Origin of the sequence: Lentzea sp. NBC_00516, assembly GCF_036346835.1 — a bacterium.
Taxonomy (GTDB): domain Bacteria; phylum Actinomycetota; class Actinomycetes; order Mycobacteriales; family Pseudonocardiaceae; genus Lentzea; species Lentzea sokolovensis.
This window is the reverse complement of the sequence record NZ_CP107840.1, coordinates 800428-824496: the sequence shown is the minus strand read 5'-3', so window position 1 is coordinate 824496 and position 24069 is coordinate 800428. Positions and strand designations below refer to the sequence as shown.

Annotated in this window: 18 protein-coding genes; 3 read left to right on the top strand and 15 right to left on the bottom strand. The window is 69.1% G+C overall.

Features of this window, described 5'->3' with window-relative positions; all coding sequences use genetic code 11:
* Positions 1 to 6: 6 nt before the first annotated feature.
* Together OG205_RS03680 and OG205_RS03675 are read right to left on the bottom strand one after the other, a co-directional pair.
* The gene (locus tag OG205_RS03680) at positions 7 to 2883 is read right to left on the bottom strand and encodes a glycoside hydrolase family 48 protein (RefSeq protein WP_330274809.1); all 2877 of its coding nucleotides are present in this window, start codon (positions 2881 to 2883) and stop codon (positions 7 to 9) included.
* A 243-nt stretch (positions 2884 to 3126) separates the two neighbouring features.
* Positions 3127 to 4059: a pectate lyase family protein gene (locus tag OG205_RS03675; RefSeq protein ID WP_330274808.1), complete on the bottom strand. Its 933-nt coding sequence runs from the start codon at positions 4057 to 4059 to the stop codon at positions 3127 to 3129.
* A 173-nt stretch (positions 4060 to 4232) separates the two neighbouring features.
* Between OG205_RS03675 and OG205_RS03670 the strand changes: the two genes are divergently transcribed.
* Positions 4233 to 4997, top strand: coding sequence for a pectate lyase (locus OG205_RS03670; protein WP_402899346.1), 765 nt, complete (start codon positions 4233 to 4235; stop codon positions 4995 to 4997).
* 42 nt (positions 4998 to 5039) lie between these two features.
* On the opposite strand, the gene OG205_RS03665 is transcribed toward OG205_RS03670, so the two are convergent.
* The 6 genes from OG205_RS03665 to OG205_RS03640 form a co-directional block, all read right to left on the bottom strand.
* Complete coding sequence (locus tag OG205_RS03665; RefSeq protein ID WP_330274807.1) at positions 5040 to 6185, bottom strand: enolase C-terminal domain-like protein; 1146 nt, start codon at positions 6183 to 6185, stop codon at positions 5040 to 5042.
* On the bottom strand, positions 6182 to 7450 hold the full coding sequence (locus OG205_RS03660; protein ID WP_330274806.1) for an ABC transporter substrate-binding protein: 1269 nt from the start codon (positions 7448 to 7450) through the stop codon (positions 6182 to 6184). Before OG205_RS03660 ends, OG205_RS03665 begins: the two co-directional genes overlap by 4 nt.
* A gap of 7 nt (positions 7451 to 7457) precedes the next feature.
* A complete protein-coding gene (locus tag OG205_RS03655; RefSeq protein WP_330274805.1) occupies positions 7458 to 8339 on the bottom strand; it encodes a carbohydrate ABC transporter permease in 882 nt (293 codons plus the stop codon).
* Positions 8336 to 9211 carry a carbohydrate ABC transporter permease gene (locus OG205_RS03650; RefSeq protein WP_330274804.1) on the bottom strand — a complete coding sequence of 292 codons (876 nt, stop codon included), beginning with the start codon at positions 9209 to 9211 and terminating at the stop codon, positions 8336 to 8338. Before OG205_RS03650 ends, OG205_RS03655 begins: the two co-directional genes overlap by 4 nt.
* Positions 9208 to 11391 carry a pectinesterase family protein gene (locus tag OG205_RS03645; RefSeq protein ID WP_330274803.1) on the bottom strand — a complete coding sequence of 728 codons (2184 nt, stop codon included), beginning with the start codon at positions 11389 to 11391 and terminating at the stop codon, positions 9208 to 9210. Before OG205_RS03645 ends, OG205_RS03650 begins: the two co-directional genes overlap by 4 nt.
* A 286-nt stretch (positions 11392 to 11677) precedes the next feature.
* Entirely contained in the window at positions 11678 to 12850 is a 1173-nt protein-coding gene (locus OG205_RS03640; RefSeq protein ID WP_330274802.1) for an MFS transporter, read from the bottom strand.
* A gap of 73 nt (positions 12851 to 12923) precedes the next feature.
* Between OG205_RS03640 and OG205_RS03635 the strand changes: the two genes are divergently transcribed.
* Complete coding sequence (locus tag OG205_RS03635; RefSeq protein WP_330274801.1) at positions 12924 to 13907, top strand: LacI family DNA-binding transcriptional regulator; 984 nt, start codon at positions 12924 to 12926, stop codon at positions 13905 to 13907.
* Here the strand turns inward: OG205_RS03635 and OG205_RS03630 are convergent, their stop codons facing one another.
* The 3 genes from OG205_RS03630 to OG205_RS03620 form a co-directional block, all read right to left on the bottom strand.
* A complete protein-coding gene (locus tag OG205_RS03630) occupies positions 13908 to 14852 on the bottom strand; it encodes a cellulose-binding domain-containing protein (RefSeq protein ID WP_330274800.1) in 945 nt (314 codons plus the stop codon). It abuts the gene before it with no gap.
* A 77-nt stretch (positions 14853 to 14929) separates the two neighbouring features.
* A complete protein-coding gene (locus OG205_RS03625; RefSeq protein WP_330274799.1) occupies positions 14930 to 16906 on the bottom strand; it encodes an RICIN domain-containing protein in 1977 nt (658 codons plus the stop codon).
* Positions 16907 to 17063: 157 nt separating this feature from the next.
* Complete coding sequence (locus tag OG205_RS03620) at positions 17064 to 17831, bottom strand: hypothetical protein (RefSeq protein WP_330274798.1); 768 nt, start codon at positions 17829 to 17831, stop codon at positions 17064 to 17066.
* Between the two features lie 154 nt (positions 17832 to 17985).
* Here OG205_RS03620 and OG205_RS03615 point away from each other — a divergent pair, with 154 nt between their 5' ends.
* The gene (locus tag OG205_RS03615; protein ID WP_330274797.1) at positions 17986 to 18813 is read left to right on the top strand and encodes an alpha/beta fold hydrolase; all 828 of its coding nucleotides are present in this window, start codon (positions 17986 to 17988) and stop codon (positions 18811 to 18813) included.
* Here OG205_RS03615 and araA read toward each other — a convergent pair.
* The 4 genes from araA to OG205_RS03595 form a co-directional block, all read right to left on the bottom strand.
* Positions 18783 to 20285, bottom strand: coding sequence for an L-arabinose isomerase (gene araA / locus OG205_RS03610; protein ID WP_330274796.1), 1503 nt, complete (start codon positions 20283 to 20285; stop codon positions 18783 to 18785). The two genes, OG205_RS03615 and araA, sit on opposite strands and share 31 nt — an antisense overlap.
* A 17-nt stretch (positions 20286 to 20302) precedes the next feature.
* Positions 20303 to 20956 carry an L-ribulose-5-phosphate 4-epimerase gene (locus OG205_RS03605; RefSeq protein ID WP_330274795.1) on the bottom strand — a complete coding sequence of 218 codons (654 nt, stop codon included), beginning with the start codon at positions 20954 to 20956 and terminating at the stop codon, positions 20303 to 20305.
* Positions 20956 to 22629, bottom strand: a complete 1674-nt coding sequence (araB, locus tag OG205_RS03600) for a ribulokinase (RefSeq protein ID WP_330278089.1) — start codon at positions 22627 to 22629, stop codon at positions 20956 to 20958. The genes OG205_RS03605 and araB overlap by 1 nt, the downstream gene beginning before the upstream one ends.
* 385 nt (positions 22630 to 23014) lie before the next feature.
* The gene (locus OG205_RS03595) at positions 23015 to 24001 is read right to left on the bottom strand and encodes a LacI family DNA-binding transcriptional regulator (protein ID WP_442916802.1); all 987 of its coding nucleotides are present in this window, start codon (positions 23999 to 24001) and stop codon (positions 23015 to 23017) included.
* Positions 24002 to 24069: the final 68 nt, after the last annotated feature.

The window sequence follows — 24069 nt, the reverse complement described above, 5'->3', positions numbered from 1 at the left end:
GACTCCTCACCCGTAGATCTCGGCGTGCAGGGAGAACGCCGTCGCGATCTCGGCTTGCGCCCAGAAGCGGTGATAGGTGAACGTCGGTGCCGGTCCACCGTCCAGATAGGACTGAACCTTCGGCCACTGCGGGTCGTTGCGGAACATCGACCGCATCGACAGGAACGACGAGCCCTGCCCGATCTGGTCACCGTTCGGCATCTTCCCGGTCCAGCCCGGCGGCACGTACGGGCCTTCCGCGGTGGAGGTGTTGTAGACGTCGTCGAACCGGTTGTAGTCCGTGCGGGTCTCCGGCGTCGCGATGCCCAGGCTGTCCTGGTGCGAGAGCAACGACGTCAGCAACGACTCACCCGTGGTCTTGGCCGAGGCGTTGCCCGACCTCGCCGCGTAGTTGAGCAGCACCTTGGCGTACGACGCGGCCACACCGACGTCCTGGTTGTGGTTGAGCACGCTGACCCGCAGGTTCGCGTTCGAGCCGGGGTTGGTGGCGTTCCACGTGTCCGGCGCTCCCGACCACTGCAGGTCGGCCGGGATCTGGAAGTTCGTGCCCGTGGTGGTGTTCGCGATCGCCCACGGCACCCACTTGTCGAGGATCTTCTTGGCGCGCGCGTCCCCGGTCAGCCGGTACAGCGCCGCCGTGCGCTCGATGCCCCACACCTGGAAGCCGAACCACCGGTTGCTCGGCGGGTCGCGCCACACCGGGTGGGCGTCGTAGTACATGCCGTAGAACGTCGGCGTGCCGGACGGAGGCGAGGCGTACTGCCCCTCCCAGCTGTTCGTGACACCGCCGGCGAGACCGCCGTCGGCCGACTGCAGCCACTGCAGCATCTCGAGCTGCCTGCTCAGCGACGTCGCCCAGTCCTGCTGTCCGGTGGCGGACAACGGCTTGAGCGCCGGCACGTTCGCGAGAGCGTGCGCTGCCAACGGGTTCTGGTAGCCCTGGTGCGAAGCGCCGTCACCGATGCGCCACGCCCAGCCCGCGGACGTGTCGGTCGCGCCGCCCCACGCGTAGTACCAGGACATCAGGTAGTGCGCGCTGTTCTTGCCCGTCGCGCCGGGGCACGACGAGGGGCTGTTGCAGTTGCCGACGCGCTTGAAGTACTTGTCGAACATGGCGTACCGCAGGTAGTCGCCCATCTTCGCGGACTTGCCGATCTCGCTGGAGATGTCGCCGGCCTTGCCCTGTGCCGTCGCCCACTGCTGGGCGAGCAGCGCCACCTGCACCACGCGGGCGTCCGCGTCCGGCGCGTTGGTGTACTTCCACTGCTTGGCGTAGGACGAGTCCTTGGTGAACAGGTCCAGGAAGCCGTTGGGGCCACCGTGCTTGAACGTGTCGCACGAGGGCTGCGGGATGGTCTCCCACACCGACTCCGACGAACCGCGCTGGTAGGTGTTGATGTACGCGGGCGCCGTCGTGCCGTCACCGCACTTGCCGAAGCCGTAGGTGTTGTCGACGTCGATCAGCCAGTGCATGCCGTAGACGTCCGAGTTGCCGTACGCGGTCTTCAGCTCGCCCGCGATCGGGTCCTGGCCCACGGGAACGGTGCCGTCCAGCGTCGACGGGTAGGCGTCCATCCTCGGGTGCTCGGGCGCGTAGGTGGCCGGCTTCGACGGGTCGTACTTGTCGTTGGTCGGCTGGTCCGCCTTCGCCGGGATGATGTACTTCTCCATCGACGCGAACGCGGACTTGAACGGCGCCCAGTCACCGGTGACCCGGCCGTAGCTCGCCTCCAGCCACAGGTAGTAGCTGAACGCCTCGGACGTGGTCTGGTGACCGTGGTCCGGTGCCTCCACCATCAGCGTCTCGACCGAGTGGTACGGCACGAGCAGGTCGCCGAACTTGCGGAAGTAGCCGCTCGCCGGGTCCTTGATCTTGTTGTACTGGTCGAGGAACGCCTTGTTGAAGTCCGATGTGGACGGATCGATCTCGTTGACCGTGACGCTCGCCGGGCTGTACCCGGTGGCCGACGCCGTGAACGTCGCGGTGCCGAGCGCGCCGCCGTTGTTCGCCGACGTCACCGTCACCGTCTGCTTCGCGGTGCCGGAGAACGTGAGCGTGGTGGGCGTCGCCGTCAGGTCCGCACTGCCGCTGCGGGCGAGCGTGACGGTGACGGGCTGACTCGGTGCCGTGGCCAGGGAGACGTCGAACGTCGCCGTCTGGCCCTGCTTGACCGAGACCGTGCTCGGCGAGGCCACGACCGCCGGTCCGGACAGCACCTTGACCGCGGCCGGTGCCGACGTCGCGGTGGCACCGCGGTTGTCCGTCGCCCGCGCGGTGATGCTGTGGTCACCGGCCGGTGCCGACGTCCACGTGCCGGTGAACGGCGCGCTGGTGTCGGTGGCGATGAGGGTGGCACCCGCGTAGAAGTCGACCTTGGCCACCGTGCCGTCGGTGTCCTGCGCGGTCGCCGCGAGCGGGATCTGCGCGGGCAGGGTGTAGCTGCTGCCGCTCGCCGGCGCCGTCAGCGCCACGGAAGGCGACTGGTTGGGCCCGGTGCAGGACACGCCGTTCACGGCGAAGTCCGTCGGGGGCCGGTTCGTCGAGCCCTTGCTGCCGTTGAAGCCGACCTGCGCGGTGCCGCCAGAGGGCAGCGAGGGCGCCCAGGCCGGGTTGGTCACGCTCACGACCGCACCGGTCTGCGTGAAGTTGCCGCTCCAGCCCTGAGTGACGCGCTGGCCGTCCGGGAACGTCCAGGTCAGGTTCCAGCCGTTGAGCGCCTCCCCGTCGTTGCGGATCGACACAGCAGCGCCGAATCCGTTGTTCCACTCGTTGGTGATCTGGTAGTTGACGGTGCAGGCCACCGCGAGTGGTGCGGCGACGGCGGGTACCCCGCCGATCAACACCACCGCCGTGACCGCCAACGCCATTGTTCGTCGAGTCATGCCGCCGCCCTCTCGACAACTGGGAGCGCTCCCAGAGTTCACGGCACTGTAACGTGGACCACATCGGCCAACTGGCCGCCGGTGCAGCCGACGATCCACCGAAGGGCACTGGGTTTGGGCCCGTGTGGCGCAACGACGATTCGTCTGCCGGTTCCTCTTACTGCTCTCTTCGAGTGGAATTCTGGGAGCGGTCCCAGACGAGGGTGGGGGCGCCCACGCCACTTCGGGCGCCCCCTGGTCTCGTCAGCCGCGTCCGGCTCCAGCACCGGCCGTGACCACGCTCTTCACGCTGCTCGCGCCGTCCAGCGGGTACGAGTAGGGAATGCTCTTCACCGAGCCGCCCTGATCGCCCGTGCCCGAGTTGACGAAGTGATTGCTGCGCGCCACCAGCGAGCCACCGGGCGAGCTGCCCTCACCGCGGTGGAACGGGTCCTCGGTGTTCTCGAAGTAGTTGCCTTCGACCAGGACTCCGCCTTCGACGGTCGACGCGACGCCGTAGTCGGTCACACCGCCGTAATAGTTGTTGTAGACGTGCACCGGGTTGCCGAACCGCACGCGCGGGTGGCGCTGCTGCGTTCCGTCGAACCAGTTGTGGTGGTAGGTCACCCGGAGCTTGCCGCGGTCTTCTGAGCCGTTGTCATCGCTGTGGCCCAGCAGCATCGTCTTGTTGTGACTGGTGAACTTGTTCCAGGACACCGTGACGTAGTCCGAGGCCCGCTTGACGTCGACCGCACCGTCATAGCCGTTGGAGAAGGTGTTGTGGTCGATCCACACGCGGGTGGAGTACTGCACGTTGATCGCGTCGTCACCCCAGCTGCGGAAGTTGAGGTTGCGCACGATCACGTTCGAGGCGTTGGCGATGTTCAGGCCCTGCCCGGTGATCGCCGAGGACGAGCCGACGCCCTCGATGGTCTTGTTCGAGGCGACCTTCGTCATGCTCGACAACGAGATCGTGCCGGAGACCCGGATCACCGCCGCGCCCGACGCCTTCGCGGCCGCGACGAACGCGGACGCCGTGGTGACGGTGACCGGCGAGGCGCTGCCGCCACCCGTCGTGCCACCACCCTGAGTGGCCCAGCCGACCAGCCCGAACGGAGCGGCGGCCGCCTGGGGAACGGACATCGCACCCAGGACCAGCGCGACGGCGGAAATCAATGCTGTGCGCTTTGGAATCATTTACTCGCTCCCAATGAGAGTGAGCGGCGGTAGAACTCACACAACCAGCACCGGACAGAACGGTCAACCAATTCGAAGATATTCGATTCGAACATTCGAATAGAGGTTGACAGAAAAGATCTCCGCCCTACCATCGAATTACCGCCGCGCATCCCCCTGCAAGCGGAGCGCACATGAAGAAAATGGCACCATTGGTGTTGGCCGCGGCTCTGGCCGCGTTTCTCGCACCTCAGGCACAGGCAGCGGGCAGCACCTTCCCCACGCCGTCCGGGTCGAAACCGGTCGGCACGACCATCAAGGTCGGATCGAGCGGTTACGACGGTGGCATGCAACGGTTCTACGGCACCGGCGAACTCGGATCCGGCGGACAGGGCGAGGACCAGGGCCCGATCTTCCAGCTGGCCGACGGCGCGACGCTGAAGAACGTCGTGCTCGGCGCGCCGGCCGCGGACGGGGTCCACTGCCTCGGTACCTGCACGCTCACCAACGTGTGGTGGGAGGACGTCGGCGAGGACGCGGCCACGTTCAAGGGCACGTCGTCGTCGCAGACCATGACCATCAGCGGTGGTGGCGCGCGCAAGGCTGCGGACAAGGTGTTCCAGCACAACGGGCCGGGCACGATGATCATCCGCAACTTCCAGGTGGACGACTTCGGCAAGCTCTACCGGTCCTGCGGCAACTGCAAGACGCAGCACAAGCGCAACGTCGTGCTGGAGAACATCACCGCGTTCTCCCCCGGCAAGTCGCTGGTCGGCATCAACACCAACTACGGCGACACCGCGCGGTTCTCGAGGATCACCATCGTCGGGGACAGCAGCAAGAAGATCGCGATCTGCGACAAGTACCAGGGTGTCACGAGCGGTGAGCCGAAGAAAATCGGCACCGGGGCGGACAGCACGAACTGCCTGTTCAAGTCCTCGGACATCACCTACCGATAGCACTGATAGAGGAAATGCCCCGGCCGCTGGCCGGGGCATTTCTCACCACACTTCAAGAGTGTGAACTCCGATGTGTTCGAAATTCCAGTCGTCGCCAATTCCGGGAATCACCGGCAGCGACACGTGCCCGTTCTCGTCCAGCGGATCGGCGATGGCGTTGCGGTGCGGCGGGACGCGGTCGAAGTCGACGTGCGGGTGCAGCAGACCGCGTTCGTACCAGCGGCCCGCGTCGGTCGCGCCGAGCACGGTGAGGCTGCCCGACCCGTTGCCGTGGATCTCGCAGTCCATGTTGAACGACTCCGCCAGGTGCACGGTCTTGAGCACCGGGGTGATGCCACCACTTCCCGCCGGTCCCGCCCGCAGGATGTCGCACGCGCCCGCGGCGATCCACTCGGCGCGGGTGAGGTGCTTGCCCCACGCCACCTCCGGGCCGATCACCGGGATGTCGAGCTGCTCGGTCAGCCACCGGTAGGAGCTGATCGACGCCTCCTCCATCGGCTCCTCGAACCAGTAGAAGTCCAGCTCCTGCAGCGCCTTGCCGAGCCGCAGCGCCTCGGTCCGCGAGTACCAGTGGCTCGCGTCGAGCATCAGCGCGACGTCCGGCCCCACCGCGTCCCGCACCGCCTGGCACGCCTCGACGTCACGCGAGACGCTGGGCGCGCCGGGCACGGGTGGCATCCACGTGTGCAGCTTGATCGCCCGGTAGCCCAACGACACGAGGTGCTTCGCGAAGTCCGCGTAGTCGCCCGGTGTCGCGAGGCCGTCCGTGTCGCCGCACATCGTGCTGCCGTAGGCGGGAATCCGGTCGCGAGCACCCCCGGCGAGCTTCCACGCGGGCAACTCGACCCGGCGGGCGACGAGGTCCCACAACGCCTGGTCGACGAACCCGAGCGCACGGTCGGTGAACCCGCCGTGCGCGCCCCGCTGCCGGCGTGCGAGCAGGCGCCACAGCCGTTCGCGGTCCCACGGGTCCTGGCCCAGCAGCACCGGCCGCACGTGCTTGTCCAGCACGGCGGGCCGCAGCTGGTCGGGCTGCACCTGGCAGTAGCCGGTGGCACCGTCGGCGTCGGTGATCTCCAGCAGCGCCTCGACCACCTCGTGCTCCGGCGCCGGATGCCGGTGCCCCTCCGGGTCGACGGACGTGGCAGCCGTGGTCTTGAACGTCCGCACCACCACCCGTTCGATCACTTGCGCTTCTCCCAGTCCTGCTGGGCGGTGGTGAGCTTGGCCGCGAGCTGGTCGAGGAACTCCTGCGCGGACATCTGCCCCAGCAACACCTTCTGGTACAGCGGCTCGGTGTCGGTCTTGGTGATCGAGGAGTACTCGGGCAGGTAGACCGGCGCGGGCACGAGCACGGTCGCCGGGTCCTCCAGCACCCCGAGCGCCATCTTCACGGCCGGGTTCTTCTGGATCCACTCAGCCCCGCGCACGTCGGTGTTCGCCGGGATCTGGCCGACCTTCTCGTTCCAGTAGCCGTTGCTCTCGGCCGACGTCAGGAACTCGACGAACTTCCAGGACGCGTCCCGGTTCTTGCCGCCCTTGAACACCGCGAAGCCGTCGGTCGGGTTCGGCACCACCGTGCGCTTGCCGGACGGCCCCTTCGGCAACGGCATGGCGGCGACGCGCTCAGGGCCGAGCGCCTTCATCACGTCCGCGGTCGAGCCGAGGTTGTGGTGCATCATCGCCACCGTGCCCCCGGTGAACTGCGCGACCATCTGCGTGTAGCTGTTGCTCACGTCCGCCTCGGGCGTGGCCTTCTTGTACAGCTCGGCCACCTTGCGCACGAGCTCGGCGTTGCGCGGGTCGGCGACCGTGCTCTTGCCGCCGTCGTAGAACTTCTCGACACCGGAGTAGGAGTAGGCCTCGGACAGCAGCTGGAAGACCGATCCGGCACCGCCGCGGATCGTGAAGCCGTACTGGTTGTCCGCGGGCTTCGTCAGCTGGGTCGCGGCCTTGGCCAGATCGTCCCAGGTGGACGGTTCCGGGATCTTGTTCTCCTCGAACCGGTCGGACCGGTACCAGATGATGTCCATGTTGCCCGACGCGGGAACGGCGTAGAGCTTGCCGTCCGGTGCGGTCTGCCGCACGGTCTCCAGCAGCCCGTTCAGCAGCTTTCCCTTGAGCGGGCCGTTCTCCACCCGGTCGTCGGCCGGTTCGAGCGCGTCCTGGCCGACGAGGTGCGCGAGGTAGGACGTCGTGACGCCGCCGACGTCCGGCGTGGACCCGCCGGCGATGGCCGTGTCGTACTTCTGTTGCACCGAAGCGCTGGGAATGCCGACGTACTCGACCTTGATGTCGGGGTTGGCCGCCTCGAACCGTTTGATCAGCTCCTGGTAGATGGGCGTGCGGCCGGGGCCGCCGTTGTTGTCCCAGAACGTGATCGTCGTGGGCCCGTCCTGTCCCGCGGAACACGCGCTCAGCAAAAGCACCAGCGCGACCAGCAGTCTTCTCATGTCTCCCTCATCCCTTGACCGCGCCGGCACTCAGTCCCTGCACCAGGAACCGTTGCACCACGGCGAAAACCAGCACGACCGGCACCGCGGCGATGACGCCGCCCGCCGCGAGCGCCCCGAAGTCGGTGTTGAACTCCCCCAGCGCGTAGCTGAGTCCGACCGGCAGCGTGAACTTGTCCTGTCTGCTCGCGAACATCAGCGCGAACAGGAAGTTGTTCCAGGCACCGATGAACGCGAACGACCCGACGGCGACGATCGCGGGCTTGAGCTGCGGCAGCGTCACCGCGAAGAACGCGCGCAGCCGCGAGCAGCCGTCGACCATCGCGGCCTCTTCGAGCTCGATCGGAACGTTGCGCACGAACCCGCTCATCAGGATCAGCGCGAGCGGCAGCTGGAACGCGGTGTCGGCGACCACCAGGCCGGTGAGGCTGTTCAGCAGCCCGGCGGACTTGAAGATCACGAACAACGGGATCAGCATCATCGCGCCGGGGATGAACTGCGTGCACAGCAACGCCAGCAGGAACACCCGCTGGCCGCGGAACTTGAAGCGCGCCAGCGCGTAGCCGCCCATGAGCGCGAACACGGTGACGACGATCATCGTGCCGACCCCGATGATCAGGCTGTTCTGGAAGAACACCCCGAACCCGATGCCGTTCCACACCGTGTCGAAGTGCTCGAACGTGATCGGCCACGGCACGAGCGAGGTCTCCCCCGCCGGCCTCACCGCGAAGACCACCATCCAGTAGAACGGGATGAGCGTGAACAGCAGGTAGAGCACCAGCGGCAGGTGCAGCCGGAAGTACCGGCTCGGATCGCGGTGCCTCTTGCGGCGAGGTGGCGCCGGCGGCGGTGTCAGGACCGTGGGCGGGCGGGTGAGCGTCTGGGTCATGCCCGGCTCCCGAACTTGGACAGCCTCAGGTAGAGGACGGAGAAGAACAGCAGGATCACGAAGCCGGCCATCGTGAGCGCCGATCCGTAGCCGAAGTCGTGCGAGTCCACGGCTTTTCGTGCCACGTAGAGCGGCAGCGTGGTGGTCTGGTTCGCCGGTCCGCCACCGGTGAGCGTGTAGATGAGGTCGACGTTGTTGAACTCCCACACCGCGCGCAACAACGTGGACAGCACGATCGCGTCCCGCAGGTGCGGCAGCGTGACGCTGACGAACCGGCGCCATCGCCCTGCGCCGTCGACCGCCGCGGCCTCGTACAGGTCGTTCGGGATGGTCTGCAGGTCGGCGAGCAGCAGGATCGCGAAGAACGGCACGCCACGCCACAGCTCGGTGACGACGGTCGCGGGGAACACGGTCGACGGATCGCCGAGCACCGACGTGCCGGGATCGCCGATGCCCCACTGGGCCAGCTGCTGGAAGATCCCCGTCGACGGGTTGTAGAGCAGGATCCAGATGCCGGTGGTGAGCACTCCGGACACCGCCCACGGCGAGAACACCAGTGCCCGCGCGATCGCACGGCCGACGAACGTCTCGTTGACGATCAGCGCGAGGACGAGTCCCAGCACCAGCTGCAGTCCCACTTCGACGGCGACCCACTTGGCGCTGAACGCGAGGCTCTGCCAGAACAGCTGGTCCTCGAACAGCATCCGCCGGAAGTTCTCGAACCCGATGAAGCCGTTCTTCCAGGGCTGGGTGACGGTGTGCTGACGCAGGCTGAACCATCCGACGCTGGCGATCGGGTAGACCAGGAACACCGCCATCAGCGCGAGCGTCGGGGCGATCAGGGCGTACGGCGCCCAGGTGCGGGTCCTCACGCGGGGTTCCACCCGCTCAGGTAGGCGTCCTTCGTGTGCTGCCGCGCCTGCTCGGCGGTGAGCTGCGGGCGGTCGGTTCCGGTGCCCGCGCCGGGCCCGGTGTTGCGGTACTCAGCGAACCTGGCTCCACGCCACGGGAATCCGGACATGTCGGTCCACGGCGCGCTCTTGATCGCGGCGGGCAGCACGGTGTCGCGGATGACGACCTGGGCGATCGCGTCCGGGTCACCGCCGGGGTGCCAGGGCCTGCCGAGGAAGTACGTGCCGGCCGGGGCGTCGCTGAGGATCTTCGAGTTGACGATCAGGAAGCCGTGCGGGTTGTCCTTGCGGGTGCTGGCGGCGGTCACGTAGCCGTTGGGGTCGCCGCCGCGGTTGAGCGCGGTGATGGTCGCCCGTTCGAACACGGCCGTGGCCCGGCCGAAGAGGAAGTCGACGTCGCCGGTGATCGCGCAGTCCCGGTAGTACTGCCGCGATCGCGTGGCCACGTCCGGGGTGTCGGCGTACAGCGTGTCCTGGTGGCCTTCGAAGCGCACGCGGTCGAACAGCATTCGATCGCCGGTGGCCTTGACCGCGACGGCCTGCGTGCCGGTGATCTCCGGGTGCTTCGCGCGGTCGAACGAGTTGCGGAACGTGAGGTCGCGGGCGGTGAACCCGCTGGCCGCGATGGTCGCCGTGGCGCTGCCGGTCGTGCCGTAGGTGGTGCCGTCGGGCTTCTTGGTGCCGTTGGCGTTGTCGAAGTCGATCACCACGTCCTGGGCGCGCCCGGTGGCGCCCCGCAGCGTGAGGTTCTGCTTGGTGGCCGGGATCTTGACGACCTCCCGGTACACGCCCTTCGGCAGGGTGATCACGCCTCCTGCCGGTGCCGCGTCGATCGCGGACTGCACGGTGGCGAAACCCTGGCCCACCACGAGGTGGTGTCCTGCCGGTGGCGCGCCCGCCTGGAGGTGCCTGATCCGGTGCGCGGGTTCGAGTCCGCGGTTCAGGGTCGGCGTCCACCCGGCGTCCGTGCCGAGTGCCTTGTCCGGGAACGCCGTGTTGTGAGCGTTCACCAGGCTCGCCGGCCTGCCGTCGACGAGGTTGCCGGTGTCGGTGATCGCCGTGCCGCCCCAGTTGTAGACGACCTCCTCGGGCGCGATGCCCCTGACGAAGTTGTTCTGCGCGTAGATCTGGGACTTGACGCCGACACCCCAGCTGTACGTCTGGGCGCCTTCGTACAGGTTGTTGTAGACGTGCACCTGGCCGAACCGCACGCGGGGCGCGCGTTCCAGCACGTCGCGGAAGACGTTGTGGTGCACCGAGACCCGCAGCTTGCCCGGATCGGTCGTGGACGAGTTCGACGACCCGATCAGCATGGTCTTGCCGTGCTCGGCGAAGACGTTGCGGGACACGGTGACGAGGTCGGACCCGTTCGTGATGTCGAGCTGGCCGTCGTGCACCTGGTACGGCCGTCCGAAGTGGAGCGGCTGGGTGCTGTCGACGTTCGGCTCGTCGGTGAACGTGCTGTGGTCGACCCACACGTTCTCGGACCGCTGCAGCGACACCGAGTCGTAGAGCGAGTTCCAGTTGCCGGGCGGGGAGGCCGGGCTGTTGTCGGTCGGATCCCACTGCGGGAAGCAGTCACGGGTGTCGCGGAAGGTCAGATCGCGCACGATCACGTTGCGCGCGCCGTGGATCCGCAGGCTGCCACCGGTGATGCCGGCGCCACGGCCGACCCCGACGATCGTGGTGTCCGCCTGGACGTTCAGGCCGATGACCGCTTCCTGCTTCTTCGCCGACGCGGCTCGCGCGTCCTCCAGTGCCCCTTCGGGTTCACGTTCCCATCCCCAGACGGCCGGGTCGTACGCCGCGAGATAACCGGCCAGCGTGTAGCCGTCGGCCGCGTAGTCCTCACACCGCAACGGTTTCCCGTCGTCACCGGTGTTCGCGTCGATCACGCCCCTGACCTTGATGATCCGTGGTCCCGGCGAGGCCAGCGCCGCGACGAGCTGGGCCCGTGTGCGCACCTCGTGCACGTGAGCGGCGGGCGCCGCCGCTCCCCCGGTAGTGCCCGGCCCGGCCGACGCCCAGCCGTCCCCCGCGGGTAGCACCTGCCTCGCCGGGTCGTGTCCGGCGTGCGCGGAAGGGCTCACCACCCCGGCGGATGCGCAGGCCAGAACCAGCGCGCCAACGAAAAGCCGCATGACGGAATACCCTTCGGAAGGGAGGATTCACATTCTTGAACAAGGTCCACGATCGTGAACCGAGTATTACGAATGCGTCCGGCATGCGTCAACGAAGTGAATTCATTCGACGATTCAGCACGGCGTTCGACGATTCTTCGAATCGAATACCGTCGATTGTTCAGGAGTGTGGATCAGCGGTTGATCGATTCTCGCGCTCCTGCTTGGAGCAAACAGACGAACGCCGCGATCGGAAGTCGATCGCGGCGTTCGTCATTCGACGGCCCTGCTCAGGCCCAGGAGGGCCTCAGCTCTTCACCTGCCGCAACGAGGGCACCAGCACCAGCGCGGGCAGCAACAACAGCGGCACGATCATCAAGGCCCGCAACACCCCCCACTGGTTGCCGAGCAGCCCGACGAGCGGCGGTCCCGCCAGGAACGCGGTGTAGCCGATCACCGCGACGACGCTGACCCGTGCCGCCGCGCGTTCGGGATCGTCGGCGGCCGCGCTCATGCCCACCGGGAAGCCCAGCGCGGTCCCGAGTCCCCAGACGGCCACGCCGGCGACCGCCAGACCGAACGATCCGGCGAACACCGCCAGCGTCACGCCGGAGACGGCCAGCAGCATCGAGAGGACGACCGCGGGGACGCGGCCCCAGCGGTCCAGCGCGATGGTGCCGAAGATCCGGCCGAACGTCATCGTCGTGACGAACACGCCGAACACCAGGGCGCCCAGTGCCGGGTCGGCCTGGTAGCCGTCGATGAACGCCACCGCCACCCAGTCGTTCGCGGTGCCCTCGGTGAACGCCAGCACCAGCACCAGCAGCCCGATCAGCAACGTGCGGGGTTCCCGCCACGCCGCCATGACCCCGCTGCCGCTGCCCTGTTCCGCCTCGGCGGCCAGGCTGTACGTGCGCGCGGCCACCAGCGTGCCGCCGGCGACGACCACGGCCACCACGGCCAGGTGCCCGGTCACGGGCAGGACCGCCCACGCCGCGAACGACGCCAGACCGGCGGCGGCCACCGTGCCGAGGCTCCACATGGCGTGGAAGCGCGGCATCACCGTCTTGCCGAGTGCGCGTTCCACCTCCGCGGCCTCGACGTTCATCGCCACGTCGCACAGCCCCGAGCCGTAGCCGAGCACGAAGATCCCGATCGCCGTCACCACCGGCGACGGGTAGGCGCCGATGCCGACGCCCGCCACCGCGAGTCCCAGCGCGACCGTCACGGCCGACAGGCTCACCGTCCGTTTCGGCCTGAGCCGGTGCGTGACCTCGCCCGCGGTGAGCATCGCCAGGCACGCGCCCACGGACATCGACAGCAGCAGCAACCCCAGCGCGCCCGGCGTCAGATCCAGCGCGTCACGGGCGGCGGGCACGCGGGCGAACCACGTCGCCACGGCCACGCCGTTGAGCCCGAAGGTGACCGCGACCCCCGCGGCGGCGGCTCGGACCTGATTGCGCGGCACCGTGACCGACATCCCGGTCCTCCTTTCTCGATACACGAAGTACCTACCCCATACATGGAAGCGCTTCCACCGCAATACTGCTGAGATGACGGGAGAACGCACCGCGACACTCGACGACGTGGCACGGGCCGCAGGCGTGTCCCGGGCCACCGCCTCGCGCGTGGTCACCGGACAGGGTCCTGCATCGCCGCGGGCACGGGACAGGGTCACCGCCGCCGTGGCCGCACTGGGCTACGTGCCGGACGCCTCCGCCCGCGCGCTGGTCACCCGCACCGGCACCCGCCTGGCCATCGCCGTCATCGGGCACACCGCCGCCGTGCTCGACGACCCCTACGTCGGCCGGGTCCTGATCTCGGCGGCGCACGTCGCCGCCGAGCGCGAGGTCGGCGTCTCCCTGCACTGGCTGCCGCTGGACGACCCCGGCTCGCTGGCCCGGCTCGCCGACGGGCGCGGGCTCGGCGGCCTGGTGGTGGTGAACCCGACGCGGCCGGCGCTCGAGACCGTGCCGCGAGGCCTGCGCGGCCGGGTCGCCGCGGTCGGGGTCGGCGCGCGGCACGTGCCGTCGTTCGACGTCGACAACCGCGCCGGCACGGACGGGGTCGTGCGGCACCTCGTGCGCACCGGCAGGCGCCGGATCGCGATGATCACCGGGCCGTCGTGGCTGCCCTGCGGCGACCGCGCCGTCGACGCCTACCGGAAGGTGCTGCGCGACAGCGGCGGCGAACCCAGGGTCGTCACCGGGGACTTCACCGCCGCCCGCGGTGCCGAGGCGGCCACCGAGATCATGGCGCGGTGGCCGGACACCGACGCGGTGTTCGCGCTCAGCGACCTCACCGCGCTGGGTGTCCTCGACGGACTTCACGCGCTGGGCGTGCGGGTGCCGGGGGACGTGGCCGTCGCCGGGTTCGACGACATCGCGTTCGCCGGGCTCAGCCGCCCCGCGCTCACGACGAGCACGCACCCGGTGGAGGACATCGCCGCCGCCGCGGCGCAGGCAGTCCTCGACCGCCGCGACACGTCCGGGGCGACGTTCTACCCGTCCGCACTCGTCGTGCGGGACAGCGCGTGATCACTCGACCGAACAGGTCTGACCGTTGAGCGTGAACGCGCCCGGCGCGGAGTTCGCGCCCCGCACCGAACCGTTGAATCCGATCGACACCGAGCCGCCCGGCTGGATCTGCGGGTTGTAGTCGGCGTTCGCGGCGTTGACGGTCGCACCGGACTGCCGCGCCTTCGCGTTCCACATGTCGGTGACGGTCTGCCCGTTCGCGAAACTCCATTTCAGCGTCCAGCCGTTGACGGACGAGGAACCAATGTTGCGCACGTTCACATTCGCCTGGAAACCACCTGGCCATTGACCGGAGATGCGATAGGCGACCGCGCACGTCCGTGCGGGAGGCTTCGGCGACGTGGTCGTGGTCGTGGGCGCGGGACGGGGTGGCGTCGTGGTCGTGATCGCCGGAGCCGGTCGCGGCGGCACCGCGGTCGTGCCCGGCGCGGGGAGACCCGTGGTGGTGACGGGAGGCAGGGCCGCGTCGAGACCGTCGCACGGCGGTCCCCACAGGCCCCTGTCGGCGCCGGCCGCCTCGGACTCCGCCGTGAGCAGCGCGCCGCCGTCGACCCCTTCCGCCCGCAGCACGCCCTGCCGCACCGCGAGCAACGCGTAGTCGGTGCCGTCCTCCAGCATCAGGTTCACGTCGCCGGAGACGACGGGACTGATGCGGACGGCGCTGGCCAGCAGCGTCGTCCTGGCGAACGACAACGCGCCCTCCGCCCAGCAGGCCGGAGGCTCCGCCAGCTGCGCGATGCGGGCCTTCGTGCCGTCCGCCAGTTCGACGGTCCTGCCGTCGATCACGTCGCGCACGAAGTGCAGCACGCCCTGGTACCGCGCCTCCTCGTTGATGAGGGAGGGCGGTTTCCAGGGCGTGCGGGTGGACGGCGCCGGCGACGGCGGCCCTGCCGTGCATGCTCCGGTGAGCAGGACCAGAACGACGAGCCAAAGCTTGCGCGACACCGTTACCCCAATTGTCATTGAACTATCAACAACCCTAGAGGGTCGCGGGCCGCGCTCAATCGACCGTTCGGAGTGGACTACCTGCGCGGAACGGCCGTCATCGACCAACGCTGATTGGCGCCGGAAGTCGCTTGGTACAAACCAATTCTGGCTCCGTCCTCACGCGACTCACCGGCGACGTCGAGCAGACTTCCGTTCTCCTGGTTGACGAAAGTCCACGTGCCGTCCCCGGTGGACGAGAGCACCCATCTCGCGGCCGGGCTGTCGGACGAGGTCAGCACGACGTTCCCGCCGGCCGCCGCGATCCGCTGGCCCGTGGCGGCGTTGACGACGGAGAACTGCGCGCGGTTGTCGTAGCCGCCGGATCGGCGTTCCACCCGCCACACCTGGTCGGCCGCGGTCGCGTTGGTGGTGCGCTGGACGAGCGAGGTACCCGACGGAGCAAGGGACTTGCCGCTCTGCACCCCGGTGAGCCGGTACTGCCCGCCCAGAGCCGCCTCGCGGTTCACGCCGCTGACACCGCTCACCTCGAACGTGACGACCGACTTCGCCGGCACGGACAGCGTTGCCTTGCGGTCCTTGACCCGCACAGCGGCGCCCTTCATCAACGCGCCGTACTGGTCCGTCACGACCGGACGGACGGACGCGTTCTGCCGCACAGTCGCGAACGCCGACAGGTCCAGCGTCACGGACTGCGCCTGATCGCTCTTGTTGAGGTGCACCAACGACTTCAGCTCGGTGTTGCGCACCGCCGCCACGTCGGTCGTGGTGTTGACCTTCACCAGGCGGTCACCGGGCTTGACGAAGTGCGTGAAGTTGCGCAGCGCGTGGAACTTCGTGTTGACGCGTGCCGGGCACGTCGCGAGCGTGTCCTGGGCCCCGCAGTTGAACGGGATCTGGATCACGCCCCAGTTCATGCCGTCCGGGGACTCGGCGCCGGGCGTCATGTTGTTGTAGTCCTCGACCGCCTGCCACAGCAGCCACGCACGCGGTTCCAGCTCGCGCAGGTCGTCGATCACGCGCTCCGCGATGCCGAGACCGGGCTCCATGCTGGTGAAGCTCTGGCCGGAGCCCCAGTGCCCGTCGACCTCGCTCATCCACAACGGCTTGCCCGCGCCCTTGGCGATGTCGCGGGCGGACGTGCGGCGCGCCGTGCCGTAGGTGTGCACGTTCAGCTGGCTGACCTGTGCGCGCGTCGCGGCGGGATAGCCCGCCCAGTCGTCGGCGAAGATGCCGGGGTTGGTCTCGTCCGGCGCGGACACGGTGGCCTTCAGCCTGTTGGCGCGCAAGGCCTGCGCCATCGCGGGCACGACCTTCGCCTGCAGGGCGGGCCCGATGTGGGCGCCTTCCTGCCGCCCGCCTGTCGGGTTGCCGTCAGGGCCGAGCGTCGTGCGCCAGTAGGAGGTGTTGGGCTCGTTGAACGGGTCGACCGTGGCGAACTTGATGCCGTGGGCCCGTTCCAGTTCCGCGGTGGCCTGGGCGAGGTAGGCGGCGAAGTCTCCGATCCGGTCCTCCCGCAGCTGATCCGCGTTCGCGTCGAAGCCGCCGGACACGTACCCGCTGACGGTCTGGAACCACGGCGGCGAGTTGCTGAACGACTCCCACCGGGTCACGTCCTGCTTGATCCGGTCGACCCACCACCGCTGACGGGGATCCGCGGCGGCGTCGAAGAAACGCGGGTCGCCCGGCTTCCACCAGTCGGTGTCCGTGCGGGTGGTACCGGCCGGCGCCTTCCACCACCCCGGGACCGCGGCACCCGCTCGCAGGTACTGCGGCACGTCCGGGGCGTTGCCACCGCCGATGTTGTACCGCGCGATGTTGAGGTTCAGTCCGTCCTCACCGAACAGCAGCTCCGCCAGCTGGTTGCGGATCTCGTCCGGATAACCACCCGTGGCGTTGGCGAACCACACCAGGCTCGTGCCCCAGCCCTGGAACGGCTCCTGCTGGTAGGTCGGATCCGGTCTCACCGTGACGGCTTCCACGGCGGCCGTCGCAGGGGCCGCGGTGGACAGTGACAGCACCGAAACGGCAAGCAGAGCAAGAAGTCTGGTCATCGGTTCTCCGTTGAACGCGCGATGTTCACGCTAACATCTATCGAGAACCTACTCGCGCGTCAAGGTCCTGCCGGACGGAGGCGCGTCCGTCCGGCAGGTCCCCTTGGAACGCTCGCCCCCGAGGAGACGGGCCCGCACGCTCGAACCCCGAGGAGAGTTACTTGAGCGAGCAGGTGGCGAAACGTTCCAGTCCCTGAGGCCGCGCCCCCACGCGGCCGATGGCGATCGCGATGCGGTCCAGCGCTGAGGCGCGCTTGCCGGCCAACGGACCCAGGATCGCGTTCTGCACGAAGTTCGGCCCGCCCTGACCGGCCGACGTGCGCAGCCTCTCGTTCGACTCGGCCAGCTGCTTGCCCAGGTTGGCGAGTTCGCGGTCGACCTCGGCACGCGCGGCGGCGGGGACGTTCTGCACCACCGGCAGCGGGCACTCGATCACCTGCCCGGCCGCTGTACCCGTACCGGTGTTCGTGCCCGTCGACGCCGGCTGTGACGTCGTCGGCGGCGCGGACACGGCGGGTGCCTGACCAAGTCCGCAGGTAGCGAACCTTTCCAGACCCTCTGGCTTCGCGGCGACCCGGCCGATGGCCGTCTCGATGCGGTTCAGCGCCGCGACCCGCTTGCTCGCCAGCGGGCCGAGAATCGCGTTCTGCACGAAGTTCGGCCCGCCTTCACCGGCCGACGTGCGCAGCCTGTTGTTCGCCTCCGCGATCTGCTTGTCGAGGTTGGCGAGTTCTCGCTGGACCTCTGCCTGCGCCGCGGCCGGCACCGCCGGGACGACGGGCTGCGGACACGCGATCGAGCCGGTGGTGGTCTCCCCGCCCGCGAAGGCGACGGCCGCGGTCACCGCCGTCAGCGTTGCGGCGACGGCGACTCCGGCCACGAGCACCCGCTTGCTCCGCTGGGGTCGTGCATGCGCTCTCGACATATTCGAACCTCACGACTAGGGGACGTTTTGTGCCGGCACAACGGGATACGGACCGGGAAAGCAAAAAGTTCAACCACTTGTGAGCGTTCACAGCTGCTGGCATGCTCACGGTTCATTCCGCAGCACCGCACCTGCGAAGAACCGGGGAACAGCCATGCCATCGGCAGACAGAGTCGTCCACGAGCAGATCCCGTTGCGCATCCACGGGGTGAACCTCAAGGTCGCGTCGGTGCGTCGCGCGGGCGTCGATGCGCCCGTCGTCTTCCTGCACGGGTTCGGCACGAGCAAGGAGGACTATCTGGACGTCCTCCAACGGCACGAGTTCGCCGGGCGTCCGTTCCTCGCCTACGACGCGCCCGGTTCGGGCGCCACGGAGTGCTCCGGCCTGGGCGAGGTCGACGTGCCGTTCCTGGCGGAGACCGCGCGGGCGATGCTCGACCGCGCGGGCATCGGCCGGTTCCACGTGGTCGGACACCTGACGGGAGCACTCGCGGCGCTTCTCCTGGCTCACCAGGAGCCGGGCCGGGTGCTGAGCTTCGTGAACATCAAGGGTGTGCTCGCACCCGAGGACTGCGTGCTGAGCAGGGAGGCGCTGAACCACCGCGATCCCGGTGACTACCTCTTCAGGCTCGCGGAACGCAGCCGGGAGACCCCCTGTTACGGCGGCGGCCTGTACGCGGCGAACCTCCCGATCAAGGTCCAGCGCGGTGCCGTGCCCACCCTCTTCCGGTCGATGGTCGAGCTCGCCGACCACGGGAACCTGCTGCAGAAGTTCCTGTCACTGCCCTGTCCGAAGATGTACCTCTACGGCGAGCAGTGCGCCGGTCTGTCCTATCTGCCGATCCTCGACGCGAACGGGGTGGAGCTCGCGGAGATCCCGCACAGCGGGCATCTCCCCATGTACTCCAACCCCGTCGCGATGTGGCGGCAGATCGCCGAGTTCCACGCGCGTCAGCTGATTCCCAGCGCCAGGCGGTGGTAGGCGGAGTTCCAGCGCAGCCGGTCGGTGAACGAGGCCGGGGTCGTCGCGGAGTCGATCAGCACGAGCTCCGTGGCGGCCATCTGCGCGAAGTCCCGCAGCACCTCGGCCCCGACCGCCTGGGTCATCACCGTGTGGTGCGGGCCGCCCGCGGTGAGCCAGCACTCCGCTGACGTCGACAGCGACGGCGCCGGCTGCCACACGGCCCGTGCGACCGGCAGCTTCGGCAGCGGCTCGTCCGGCGGGACCACCGTGACCTCGTTGGCCACCAGGCGGAACCGGTCACCCATGTCGGCCAGGCCGACCACCACGGCGGGGCCGGGCGCCGCGTCGAACACCAGCCGCACCGGGTCCTCCCGGTCGCCGATGCCCAGCGGGTGGACCTCGCAGGACGGCTGGGCCGCGGCGATCGTCGGGCACACCTCCAGCATGTGCGCGCCGAGGATCTTCGGCGTGCCCGGCCCGAAGTGGTAGGTGTAGTCCTCCATGAACGACGTGCCGCGGCCGGTGCCGGTGCCCATGGCCTTCACGGCCGCGAGCAGTGCGGAGGTCTTCCAGTCGCCCTCGCCGCCGAAGCCGTAGCCGTCCGCCATCAGGCGTTGCACGGCAAGGCCCGGCAGCTGCCGCAACCCGCCGAGGTCCTGGAAGTTCGTGGTGAACGCGCCGAACCCGCCTTCGTCCAAGAAGGACCGCAGACCGATCTCGATGCGGGCCGCGTAGCGCAGCGAGTCGTGCCGCTCTCCGCCGCGCGCCAGCTCCGGTGCGAGCCGGTAGGTCTCGGCGTAGTCGGCGACGAGCAGGTCGATGCCGGCGTCGGGCACCGCGTCGACCACTTCGACGAGATCGTTGACGCCGTAGGTGTTGACCGAGACGCCGAACCGCAGCTCCGCCTCGACCTTGTCGCCCTCGGTCACGGCGACGTCGCGCATGTTGTCGCCGAACCGGGCCAGCTTCAGGCCGCGCAGGTGCGCGCGACCGGCGGCGGCGCGGGCCCAGCCGTCGATCCGCTCGGCCACCACCGGGTCACTCGCGTGCCCGGCGACCGTCTTGCGGGCCACCCCGATCCGGGTCTGCACGTAGGCGAACTCGCGGTCGCCGTGCGCGGCCTGGTTGAGGTTCATGAAGTCCATGTCGATGGTGGACCACGGCAGCGCCTCGTTGAGCTGCGTGTGCAGGTGCAGCAACGGTTTGCGCAGCAGGTCCAGCCCGGTGATCCACATCTTCGCCGGTGAGAACGTGTGCATCCACGCGATCACGCCGACGCACGACGGGTCGTTGTTCGCCTCCTGCATGATCGCCCGGATGGCGCCGGAGTCGGTGAGCACCGGCTTCCACACGATCTCCGCGCTGATCCGGCCGGACTCGCCGAGCATCCGCTGGATCTGCTGGGACTGGGCCGCGACCTGGTCGAGTGTCTCGGGGCCGTAGAGGTGCTGGCTGCCGGTGAGGAACCAGATCTGGGGCTTGTCCGGCATGTGCTCTCCTTCTGGGCTCACTGGCCGTAAACGTTCTGGTAGCGCTCGTAGAGCCGGTCGACGTGTTCCTGCTCGATCACGTCGGGCTTGCCGAGCTGGAGTGCGAAGTGGACGGTGCGGGCGACGTCTTCCACCAGCACCGCGGCTTTCACGGCGGCGCGGGCGGTCGCGCCGATGGTGAACGGGCCGTGGTTGCGCATCAGCACGGCGGGAGACCTGCTGGCGCTGAGGGTGTCCACGATCCCCTTGCCGATCGAGTCGTCGCCGATCAACGCGAACGGCCCGACCGGGATGTCGCCGCCGAACTCGTCCGCGATCATGGTGAGCACGCACGGGATGGGCTCACCGCGTGCCGCCCACGCTGTCGCGTAAGGAGAATGCGTGTGCACGACACCGCCGACGTGGGGCATGTGCCGGTATACGTACGCGTGCGCCGCGGTGTCGGAGGACGGCGCGAGCTCGCCCTCGACGAGGGTGCCGTGCAGGTCCGTCACGACCATCGCGTCCGGACCCAGTTCGTCGTAGGACACCCCGGACGGCTTGATCACCATCAGGTCCTCGTCGGGCACCCGCGCCGAGATGTTGCCCGCCGTCCAGCACACCAGCTCGTAGCGGGTCAGTTCGCGATGCAGTTCGGCGACCGTGCGGCGGAGTTCTGCCGTTGCGGACATCAGCTCTTCCCCTCCAGGGCTGCGCGGCGGTACTCGCGCAGCCGGTGCATGACATCGTTGGCACCGCGGCCGAAGTAGTCGTGCAGCTCCAGGTAGTCGTGGAAAAGTCGTTCGTACGCCTCGACGTTCTCCGGCACGGGCGTGAAGACGTTGCGGCGCACCGATCCCATCTCGGCCGCGGCCGCGCGGATGTCCTGGTACGCGCCCGCCGCCACCGCCGCGTGCATCGCGGAGCCGAGCGCGGGAGCCTGCGCCGAGCCGCTCACCGACAGCGGCAGGTTCACGACATCGGCGTAGATCTGCATCATCAGCGTGTTCTTGACCAACCCGCCGGCGATCACGAGCTCGGTGACCGGCACGCCCGCGTCGGTGAAGGTGTCGATGATGACGCGCGTGCCGAACGCCGTGGCCTCCAGCAGTGCGCGGTAGACGTCCTCCGCCTTGGTGGCGAGGGTCTGACCGACGATCACACCGGAGAGTTCGTGGTCGACCAGCACGGACCTGTTGCCGCTGTGCCAGTCGAGTGCGACGAGCCCGTGCTCGCCCACTCCCTGGTCGGCCGCCAGTTCGGTGAGCAGTTCGTGGACCGTGATGCCGCGTTCGCTCGCCTGATCGTGATAGGCGGGCGGCACCTGGTTGCGCAGGAACCACGCGAAGATGTCGCCGACACCGCTCTGCCCGGCCTCGTAACCCCACAGCCCCGGCACGATGCCGCCGTCGACGACGCCGCACATGCCCGGCACCTCGCGTTGCACCTCGCCGCTCATCACGTGGCAGGTGGAGGTGCCCATGATCGCGACCATCTGGCCGGGGCCGACGGCCTGCGCGGCGGGCGCCGTGACGTGCGCGTCGACGTTGCCGACCGCCACCGCGATGCCCTGGGGCAGCCCGGTCCACTCGGAGGCCTGCGCGGTCAGCTCGCCGGCCCGGTCGCCGAGCGCGGACAGCGGGTGGTCGAGCTTGTCGGCGACGAACGTCTCGAACCCGGGGTTGAGCTCCTTGAGGAAGTCCTCGCCCGGATACTGGCCGTCCTGGTGGATGCCCTTGTAGCCGGCGGTGCAGGCGTTGCGCGTGTAGGTGCCGGTGAGCTGCCAGATGATCCAGTCCGCGGCCTCGACCCACCTCGCCATCGCCGCGTAGACCTCGGGCGCCTCCTCCAGCACCTGCAGGCCCTTCGCGAACTCCCACTCCGAGGAGATCAGGCCGCCGTACCGCGCGAGCCACGGCTCCTTGCGCTGCCGGGCCAGCTCGTTGATGCGGTCGGCCTGCGGCTGGGCGGCGTGGTGGCGCCAGAGCTTCACGTAGGCGTGCGGGTTCTCCGCGAACTCCGGCAGCTCGCACAACGGTGTGCCGTCCGCCGTGACCGGCACCATCGTGCAGGCGGTGAAGTCGGTCCCGATGCCGATCACCTGCTCTGCGGAGATCCCGGCCGCCTCGACCGCCTGCGGGACGGCGGTGCGCAGGACGTCGAGGTAGTCGGCCGGGACCTGCAGCGCCCACTCCGGCGGCAGCGGCCGGCCGGTCGCGGGCAGCACCTGGTCCGCCACTCCGTGGCGGTACTCGTGCACAGCGGTGCCGAGCTCCGCGCCGTCGCGGACGCGCACGACCACGGCGCGGCCGGACAGCGTGCCGAAGTCGACACCCACCACGCACGCGTCGCGGTCGATCGTCATGTCAGTCACGACCTGAGTGTTATCGCTAACAATCAGGGAGTCAAGATGTGCCCGATACATCGTGATTTCCCTGCGAGCGAGGGAAATGCGCAGAGACGTGAGCGCACGACAAACAGGCCCGCGTCAGTACCGGTACGGGCCGGGCCCCGTCCAGCCCCGGCCGCAGCCGCTTCCCGCGTGCAACTGGGGACCGCCAGCGTCCCAACGCCACGTGGGGAGCACACTCCGAAGCGCGAACGATCCCCCGCGCCCTCGACGACAGCCCGCACGAACCGTCGAAGCCGCCAACACCTGAATGCCACGCGGAGACCCACGCCGAAGCACGAACGTTCCCCGTGCATCCCTGAAGACAGGGATGCACGCCGCCGAAGCCGGCGGCGCGGGACTAGCGGGGCGGCGGGGCCACGCTGTTGCGCTTCACCAGCATCGGCGCGACCGTCCGGCGCGGCCGGGTGGTCTCGCCGTCGCTGATCTGTTCCAGCAGCAGGCCGAGCGTCTCGTGCGCCACCGCGGCGAAGTCCGGGCGCACGGTGGTGAGCGGCGGGATGAAGTAGGCGGCCTCGGGCACGTCGTCGAAGCCCACGACGCTCACGTCGTGCGGGACGTTCCTGCCGCGTTCGCTCATCGCCCGCAGCACGCCGAGGGCGAGGTGGTCGTTCGAGCAGAACACGGCCGTCACCTCCGGCATCCTGGCCAGCATCTGGCCTGCCCGGTAGCCCGACGCCGCGCTCCAGTCGGCCGCCACGACCGGCGGTACCTCGGCGCTGGTGGCGTCGAGTGCCGCGCGCCAGCCCTCCACGCGGCCCGCCGCGTCGAACCAGTCGGCGGGGCCGGACACGTGCCAGACCGTCTCGTGGCCCGCGTCGATCAGGTGCTTCGTGGCCTCGAACGCGCCCTTGGCCTGGTCGACGGTGACCAGCGGCGTCGACCTGTCGGGGTCGCCGTCCACGGTCACCAGCGGCACGCCCGCGGGCACGTCGGCCAGGGCGTCGGCCGCCGACGAGTTCGGCGCGATCACCACGATGCCGGCCACGCGCTGGTCCCGGTGCCGTTCGACGGCGGCGGCGATGGAGTCGCGGTCGAGCACCTTCACCCTGCCGACGCTGACCGCGAACCCGGCCTCGCCCGCCGCCTCCTCGAAGGCGGACAGCAACGAGGCCGGGCCGTACAGCGTCGAGTTCTGCGCGACCACGCCGATGAGCTGCGTCTTGCCGGTGACGAGCGCGCGGGCCGCCCGGTTGGGCCGGTAGTCGAGCTCCTTGATGGCCGCCTTCACCCGCAGCCGGGTCTGCTCGCGGACGTTCGGGTGGTTGTTGAGCACACGCGAGACCGTCTGGTGCGACACCCCGGCAAGTCGTGCCACATCGGTCATCGCGGGGTCACGCGACGTCTTCTCCACGAGCGGTCTCCGATCTTCGATCTGCGCCGGTGATGTTAGCG

Excerpts from the sequence above, each read along its gene's own strand:
- OG205_RS03615 (WP_330274797.1), top strand. The coding sequence starts at position 17,986 with ATGCCATCGGCAGACAGAGTCGTCCACGAGCAGATCCCGTTGCGCATC.
- OG205_RS03655 (WP_330274805.1), bottom strand. The coding sequence starts at position 8,339 with ATGACCCAGACGCTCACCCGCCCGCCCACGGTCCTGACACCGCCGCCG.
- araA (WP_330274796.1), bottom strand. The coding sequence starts at position 20,285 with ATGCCGGACAAGCCCCAGATCTGGTTCCTCACCGGCAGCCAGCACCTC.
- OG205_RS03645 (WP_330274803.1), bottom strand. The coding sequence starts at position 11,391 with ATGCGGCTTTTCGTTGGCGCGCTGGTTCTGGCCTGCGCATCCGCCGGG.
- OG205_RS03620 (WP_330274798.1), bottom strand. The coding sequence starts at position 17,831 with ATGTCGAGAGCGCATGCACGACCCCAGCGGAGCAAGCGGGTGCTCGTG.
- OG205_RS03680 (WP_330274809.1), bottom strand. The coding sequence starts at position 2,883 with ATGACTCGACGAACAATGGCGTTGGCGGTCACGGCGGTGGTGTTGATC.
- OG205_RS03635 (WP_330274801.1), top strand. The coding sequence starts at position 12,924 with ATGACGGGAGAACGCACCGCGACACTCGACGACGTGGCACGGGCCGCA.
- OG205_RS03625 (WP_330274799.1), bottom strand. The coding sequence starts at position 16,906 with ATGACCAGACTTCTTGCTCTGCTTGCCGTTTCGGTGCTGTCACTGTCC.
- OG205_RS03660 (WP_330274806.1), bottom strand. The coding sequence starts at position 7,450 with ATGAGAAGACTGCTGGTCGCGCTGGTGCTTTTGCTGAGCGCGTGTTCC.
- OG205_RS03640 (WP_330274802.1), bottom strand. The coding sequence starts at position 12,850 with ATGTCGGTCACGGTGCCGCGCAATCAGGTCCGAGCCGCCGCCGCGGGG.
- OG205_RS03670 (WP_402899346.1), top strand. The coding sequence starts at position 4,233 with ATGAAGAAAATGGCACCATTGGTGTTGGCCGCGGCTCTGGCCGCGTTT.
- araB (WP_330278089.1), bottom strand. The coding sequence starts at position 22,629 with ATGACGATCGACCGCGACGCGTGCGTGGTGGGTGTCGACTTCGGCACG.
- OG205_RS03605 (WP_330274795.1), bottom strand. The coding sequence starts at position 20,956 with ATGTCCGCAACGGCAGAACTCCGCCGCACGGTCGCCGAACTGCATCGC.
- OG205_RS03595 (WP_442916802.1), bottom strand. The coding sequence starts at position 24,001 with ATGACCGATGTGGCACGACTTGCCGGGGTGTCGCACCAGACGGTCTCG.
- OG205_RS03675 (WP_330274808.1), bottom strand. The coding sequence starts at position 4,059 with ATGATTCCAAAGCGCACAGCATTGATTTCCGCCGTCGCGCTGGTCCTG.